The 6228-nt window shown below is 63.9% G+C and carries 7 protein-coding genes; 4 read left to right on the forward strand and 3 right to left on the reverse strand.

Annotated elements, in window-relative coordinates:
* Nucleotides 1-6: 6 nt before the first annotated feature.
* On the reverse strand, nucleotides 7-1359 hold the full coding sequence (locus QZH52_RS19140; protein ID WP_301812040.1) for an MBL fold metallo-hydrolase: 1353 nt from the start codon (nucleotides 1357-1359) through the stop codon (nucleotides 7-9).
* Nucleotides 1360-1419: 60 nt separating this feature from the next.
* Nucleotides 1420-1710 (reverse strand): hypothetical protein, encoded by a 291-nt coding sequence (locus QZH52_RS19145; protein WP_301812043.1) that lies wholly within the window; start codon nucleotides 1708-1710, stop codon nucleotides 1420-1422.
* 64 nt (nucleotides 1711-1774) lie between these two features.
* Here QZH52_RS19145 and QZH52_RS19150 point away from each other — a divergent pair, with 64 nt between their 5' ends.
* The 3 genes from QZH52_RS19150 to QZH52_RS19160 all read left to right on the forward strand — a co-directional run bounded on the left by QZH52_RS19150 (nucleotide 1775) and on the right by QZH52_RS19160 (nucleotide 4186).
* Nucleotides 1775-2440: a type 1 glutamine amidotransferase domain-containing protein gene (locus tag QZH52_RS19150; RefSeq protein ID WP_301812064.1), complete on the forward strand. Its 666-nt coding sequence runs from the start codon at nucleotides 1775-1777 to the stop codon at nucleotides 2438-2440.
* A gap of 70 nt (nucleotides 2441-2510) precedes the next feature.
* Nucleotides 2511-3041, forward strand: a complete 531-nt coding sequence (locus QZH52_RS19155) for a helix-turn-helix transcriptional regulator (RefSeq protein WP_301812044.1) — start codon at nucleotides 2511-2513, stop codon at nucleotides 3039-3041.
* A gap of 173 nt (nucleotides 3042-3214) precedes the next feature.
* The gene (locus QZH52_RS19160; protein ID WP_301812047.1) at nucleotides 3215-4186 is read left to right on the forward strand and encodes an alpha/beta fold hydrolase; all 972 of its coding nucleotides are present in this window, start codon (nucleotides 3215-3217) and stop codon (nucleotides 4184-4186) included.
* 74 nt (nucleotides 4187-4260) lie between these two features.
* Here QZH52_RS19160 and QZH52_RS19165 read toward each other — a convergent pair whose 3' ends face one another.
* The gene (locus QZH52_RS19165) at nucleotides 4261-4662 is read right to left on the reverse strand and encodes a cupin domain-containing protein (protein ID WP_301812048.1); all 402 of its coding nucleotides are present in this window, start codon (nucleotides 4660-4662) and stop codon (nucleotides 4261-4263) included.
* 339 nt (nucleotides 4663-5001) lie between these two features.
* On the opposite strand from QZH52_RS19165, the gene QZH52_RS19170 reads away from it, so the two are divergent.
* On the forward strand, nucleotides 5002-5742 hold the full coding sequence (locus QZH52_RS19170; protein WP_301812066.1) for a response regulator: 741 nt from the start codon (nucleotides 5002-5004) through the stop codon (nucleotides 5740-5742).
* Nucleotides 5743-6228 lie beyond the last annotated feature (486 nt).

The following is a 6228-nucleotide window of genomic DNA, read 5'->3' on the forward strand; positions in this document are numbered from 1 at the left end:
GCCGCCTCAGAGCTCGAAGCTCTCGAGGTAGTCCGGCACCGTCACCGGCCAGCCGTGCTGTTCTTCGATCGCCAGCCGCAGCGAATCGGCGGCCACCGGTTCACCGTGGGTCACGAAGACCCGTCTCGGCGCCGGCAGTGCGTCCAGCCAGGCCAGGAGCTGGGCCCGGTCGGCATGCGCGGACAAGGTGTCGAGCATCGCGATCTCGGCCCGCACCGGCACGTAGGCGCCGTGGATCTTCACCTCCTTCGCGCCTCCAACGAGCGTCGCGCCGCGCGTTCCGGCCGCCTGGAAGCCGGCGAACAGGATCGTGTTCCTCGCCTCGGGTGCGTAGGTCTTGATGTGATGAAGCACGCGCCCGCCGGTGGCCATGCCGCTCGCAGACACGATGATGGAGGGATAGGCCAGCGCATCGAGCCGCTTCGACTCCTCGATGGTGTTCACGACAGTGGCCTCCCCGCTCATCGCCGCGCATTGCTCGGCGGCCAGCAGATGCTCGTCGCCATGGTGACGATAGATGCGCGTGACATCTGCGGCCATCGGGCTGTCGAGGTAGACCGGCATGTTCGGAATCCGCCGGGCCTGCTTGAGCAGATGGACGCCATGCAGAAGCGTCTGCGCGCGGCCCACCGCAAAAGCCGGAATCACCACGATTCCGCCGCGCGCCGCGGTGCGGTTCACCACGGCGGCAAGGGCGGACAAGGTGTCGACGTCGCGGTGCAGCCGGTCGCCATAGGTGGATTCGACGACGACGTAGTCGGCCGGCTGGGGAGGCTCCGGGGGCCGCATGAGGAGATCGTCGCTGCGGCCCAGGTCGCCCGAGAAAAGAATGCTTCCACCGGTCCAGCCGACACGCAGGCTGGCCGCACCGAGGATGTGGCCGGCGCGCGTCAGCCGCCACGACCACCCCGGCCACGGGACTTGCTCATCGCCGAAGGGCACGACCTCGAAGCGCTTCAGTGCCTCGCGGGCATCCCGTTCGGTGTAGAGCGGCAATGCGGGCTGGTGCCTGGAGTGGCCGTGGCGATTGGCGAAATCGGCCTCTTCCTCCTGCAGACGGGCGGAATCCGGCAACAGCAGCTTGCACAGCGCGAGCGTGGCCTCGGTGCAGTAGACCGGCCCCTTGAATCCCAGGTTGACGAGCCGCGGAACGAACCCGCTGTGATCGATATGCGCATGCGTCAGCACCACCGCGTCGATGTCCGCGGCGTTGATCGGCAAGGGATGCCAGTTGCGCAGGCGCAATTGCTTGACGCCCTGGAAAAGCCCGCAATCCACGAGCAGGCGCCGGCCCTCGTGCTCGAGCAGGTACTTGGACCCGGTGACTGTGCCCGTGCCGCCGAAGAACTGGATGCGCATCGCCGCTCCTTTGGATTCAGGGGAGCTTCGCACTCGGCGGGCGGATCGACTTGACGCCGATCAAGGGACGGGCCGCGCCACCGCGATGGCGGCGGCCGCGCCGGGGCAGCACGCCGGCGACGACGAAGCTTCCGTGCCGATGGCGAACATGCCGCTGGCCAGAACGAGAAGGTCGAACACGGCAGCGGCGAGCCCGTCGAGCCGGTGGGTCTGCGCGTGGGGCAGTGCAAGCTCGGGCTGCGAGACGTGCGTCTCGAACCCGGTGCTCTGGCGCAGATACATGCGGACACGCCATGCGTGCGCGCCCCGGCCAAAGGCCGCCATCATTGGCAAAGGCTGGATGCGGCGCATGAGCCTGCATACCCGCCAAGTTCGTCCAACGTTTCGGAGCAACACCATGCCAAAGAAAATCCTGATGGTCCTGACCTCACACGACAAGCTTGGAGACACCGGTCGCCAGACCGGATTCTGGCTGGAAGAGTTCGCGGCTCCTTATTACAGCTTTCTCGACGCAGGGAACCAGATCACCGTCGCCTCGCCTCAAGGCGGCCAGCCGCCCCTCGACCCCAAGAGCGACACGCCAGAGGGCCAGACAGCCCTGACGATTCGCTTCAAGGGCGACCCCGCGGCGTCGAAGGTGCTGGCGAACACCTTGAAGCTGGCCGACATGAAGGCCGCGGACTTCGACGCGGTCTTCTATCCGGGTGGGCACGGTCCGTTATGGGATCTTGCAGAGGACAAGCGCTCGATCGCCTTGATCGAGGACTTCTACAACGCCGGCAAACCCGTTGCCGCCGTTTGCCATGCACCGGGCGTCCTGCGCCACGTCAGGATCGACGGTGAATCGATCGTCAAGGGGAAGCGAGTCTCAGGCTTTACCAACAGCGAGGAAGAAGCGGTCGGTCTCACGCATGTCGTGCCCTTCCTGGTCGAGGATGAACTCAAGCGGCTGGGCGGCAAGTTCGAGAAAGTGGACGATTGGCAAGTCCTGGCCATCACCGATGGGCGCCTCGTCACCGGCCAGAATCCGGCATCCTCGAGCGCCGCCGCCCAGGCGTTGTTGAAACTACTCGCCGCCTGAAGTCCGCTGCGCCCATCGGCAGCGCCGCGGTGCGCGAAGTGACGTGAATGACACACGGCGAGGCGCGCGCATGGCACAGTTGTCATCGCCCGCCATACTCGTGACAATTTGTGTCTCATCGGGGGTCCTTGCGGGCAGCGCTCCGGAGGAGCCGAAGAATATCGGCACCGACATCGACACGCCGAATCCGGTGCCGCCTTCGCAAGGCGACAGCGTCTGCTTCAAGCTCATCTCGTCCGGCTACGTCCTCGTGGAACAGGACAGCCGGCTCCATCGCTTCGATGCGGGAAGCATGTTCGCGCTCGATCCGGCGGAGGCGTTCATCGAATCCGTGCCCGAGCAGTGGAGCATCGTCGCGCTGCGAATCCCCAAGCACCTGCAGCGGCTGTTCAGATCCCAGGGAACGTCCGTGATGCGCCACATCGTGCAGGTACGCCTGGAACATGCGCACACCTTGCTTCGCACCGGCGCGTCGGACGCCACCTCGGTTCAGGGAATCGCGTGGCAATGCGGATTCTCGACCGCTGCGCATTTCAGCCGTGTCTTCAAGCAACGTTTCGGCGTTTCGCCACGCAGTGTCATGCTTGCTCCGGCAGCGTAGAGCCGACGACCGCTGCAGGGCATCGAGGTGAAACGTACTGTATTGGAAGACCGAGCGGATACAGAGGCATACCCGACGTACCTCGGCACATCGATGCGGGTCCAGAATTCCCGAAGGCCATGCGCGGCAACGCCTTGGCCATTGAATGTCGACCGTTTCCAGAAAGGCCAGCCATGTCGCATTCGCGCAAGAAGAAACTACTCACCGCTGCCTGGGTCCTCGGCCTCTCGGTGCTGACCGGGTGCGCACATCAGTACTTCCGAGCAAAGCCGCCGCAGGCCGAAATCGGATTCATCGAATTGAGCCCCGACATCACGCTGAGGAGGTCGGTTGTCCGCAATTCGAAGCCGAAGGGGACCGTGCTCCTGTTGCACGGATTCCCCGAGACGCTCTATGCCTGGACGGATATTTCGACGGCGCTCGGAAAGGACTACGAAGTCCACGCTTTCGACTGGCCGGGCTACGGCCTTTCATCGAGGCCGCCGATCGACAAGTTCTCGTACTCGCCCAGGGACTATGCCCGCGTGCTCAAGGCGTATATCGACAAGGCGGGCATCGATGCTTCAAGCCTCACCATCTACGCGACGGACATTGGCGCCCTGCCGCCGCTCCTGCTCGCCCTGGATGAGCCAAGCCTCGCAAAGACCATCGTCGTGGGCGACTTTGCCCCCTTCGACAGGCCCAGCTACATGATCGACTACCTGCAAGCCCTGAAGTCGAAGCCCTCCTCCGACGTCGTGAACGCCGCCATGAACAAGAATCGGGACGAGATCCTGGAGAACGCATCCAGACGAGGCTTCACCAAGGAAGAACAGTTCGAACTTCCGCGGGCGTTCAAGGACGACATGGCGCGGGGTTGGAACCAAGGCAGCATGACCTCGGCGGATGCCTTCTATCACTACTATTCGCACTTCACGGAAGACCAGGAGTACTTCGAAAAGAACCTGGCCAGGCTCAAGACGCCGGTGCGGGTGATCTGGGGCGAACGAGACTTCTATATCAAGAAGGAAATGGGAATCGAGTTTGCCGACAAGGCCCATGTGGGATTCACTGTTCTTCCTGGAATCGGACACTATCCGCATTTGCAGGACCCGGCGCGAACCATCTCGGAGATCCGGGCAGCGGCCGAGAAAGGCAGGTCATAGACTGCCGTTCAGGAGCAAGACCGCGCGCGACAGCGGCGAGGCTCCGCTGTCGCGCGCAGGCGGTCAAGGCGCGCTCACTTGGCCGGCACGAAAACTGGTTTGCCCTTCTCGACGAAGTAGGTGGCGAGCTCCGACGCCTTGCCGCCGCCGATGTTCCTCGCCGAGTGAACTGCGCCGTCCGGGATGTACAAGCCGTCGCCGGCCTTGAGGGTCACCGGCGCGTTGCCATCGATCTGATACTCGATCATGCCTTCGATCACGTAGGCGACTTCCACGCCCGGATGCGAGTGCCTGGGCGCCATGACGCCCGGGGCGAAGTCGACGCGCGCCTGGACGACCTCGCGGCCGGCGATGCCAAGATCGTGCTGCAAGACGTCGGTGCGTCCCAGTCCCGCGGACTGGGCCTGCGCCAGGTGGCCCATCAAACCGCCGCCGGCGATCAGCATTGCCGCCGCCATGATTCGAGTCGCTTTCATTGGATGTCCTTTCGTGCCTCGAGAATTCAAGACTGAGTGAATTACATCGGCCACGTGTATCTCCGATGTGTCACGCCCCGGCCTCTTTGAAATCCCGTGTGTCCTGGCCATGGAGAGACACGTTCAAATACACAGAGGCGGCGCACGGCGGCTTCGAGGCGCGCCATCTCCACGCCCTTTCCACGCAGCTTGTGCGCCAATCCGGTCGCACCCGATGACATCGGGCGCAACACAATGTTGGACTCGGCGTACCAGATACGTTGTCATACAAAGGCGTCAACCCGGCTCGCCAGGCGGGCTAAAGTCAGCTCACTCCGCCAGCAATTCAATTCCATCGCCATGACGCCAAGGCCCTCCGATCACATCCTCATCGTCGATGACGATCGGGAGATCCGCGAACTGCTCACCACCTACCTCGTCAAGAACGGTCTGCGCGTGGTCTCCGTGCCGACCGGACGCCACATGCGGGCTGCTCTCGAGGAGTCCGGTCCCTTCGACCTGATCATCCTGGACCTCATGTTGCCGGGTGAGGACGGCCTGACCCTGTGCCGCGATCTTCGTACCGGCAAGTACAAGACCACGCCCATCCTGATGCTGACGGCGCGCAGCGAGGAGGCCGACCGAATCCTCGGCCTCGAGATGGGGGCCGACGACTATCTGGCCAAGCCCTTCTCTGCGCGAGAACTGCTTGCCCGATTGCGTGCGGTGATGCGACGGACGCGGATGCTGCCGCCGAACATGCAGTCCACCGAGGCTGCCCACAAGCTCGCATTCGGCGAATGGCAGGTCGATACGAACGCACGCCATCTGCTCGACGCCGACGGCGTGATGGTCGCGTTGAGCGGCGCCGAGTACCGGTTGCTGCGCGTCTTTCTCGACCACCCGAACAAGGTGCTGAGCCGGGACCAGTTACTGAGTCTCACGCAGGGTCGCGAGGCAGAGCTCTTCGAGCGCTCGATCGACCTGCTGATCAGCCGGCTGCGCCAGCGGCTTCGCGACGACGCACGCTATCCGCGCTACATCAAGACCGTCCGAAGCGAAGGCTATGTCTTCGCTTCGACCGTGGAGCCGAGAGACTGAATCCCATCCTTCCAGGAGCACCCCGTGAACATCCGTGATTCGATTGCCTTCGTGACCGGCGTATAGAAGGCCTCGACTCGGTCGTGGCGGCTCTAAGCCCGAGATCACGTCCGCCGCCCGGGTGCCGTCCCGGATCATGCGACCCGCCGTCTCGATCGCGCCTTCGACGTTGGGCGGCTCGGCTGCGAGCATGCGCAGGCAGGTGCCGGCGCCAATACCTTGGCGTCTCGCGCCGGTGCCCGAGCGGTAACCTTCCATGTCACCGTTGCGGCGCCACACACTGCGTATTTCAGGGCATCGTGGACGCCCGTTTCAGACGATCGTGGACGTCATTTCAGATGAACGTGGACGCTGTTTCAGGCTGATCGTGGACGCCGTTTCAGCCTGATCGTGGACGATCCGGGCGCGCGCGAGTGATCTTGACCGTTGGCATGCTGGCCGATTTTTCGGCCTGCCATGCCTACCACCAGGATCACGATGCGACAG

It is taken from the genome of Variovorax ginsengisoli, assembly GCF_030486595.1.
Lineage (GTDB): Bacteria > Pseudomonadota > Gammaproteobacteria > Burkholderiales > Burkholderiaceae_C > Variovorax > Variovorax ginsengisoli_B.

Coding starts and splice junctions, on each gene's coding strand:
- QZH52_RS19140 (WP_301812040.1), bottom strand. CDS start 1,359: ATGCGCATCCAGTTCTTCGGCGGCACGGGCACAGTCACCGGGTCCAAG.
- QZH52_RS19145 (WP_301812043.1), bottom strand. CDS start 1,710: ATGCGCCGCATCCAGCCTTTGCCAATGATGGCGGCCTTTGGCCGGGGC.
- QZH52_RS19150 (WP_301812064.1), top strand. CDS start 1,775: ATGGTCCTGACCTCACACGACAAGCTTGGAGACACCGGTCGCCAGACC.
- QZH52_RS19155 (WP_301812044.1), top strand. CDS start 2,511: ATGGCACAGTTGTCATCGCCCGCCATACTCGTGACAATTTGTGTCTCA.
- QZH52_RS19160 (WP_301812047.1), top strand. CDS start 3,215: ATGTCGCATTCGCGCAAGAAGAAACTACTCACCGCTGCCTGGGTCCTC.
- QZH52_RS19165 (WP_301812048.1), bottom strand. CDS start 4,662: ATGAAAGCGACTCGAATCATGGCGGCGGCAATGCTGATCGCCGGCGGC.
- QZH52_RS19170 (WP_301812066.1), top strand. CDS start 5,002: ATGACGCCAAGGCCCTCCGATCACATCCTCATCGTCGATGACGATCGG.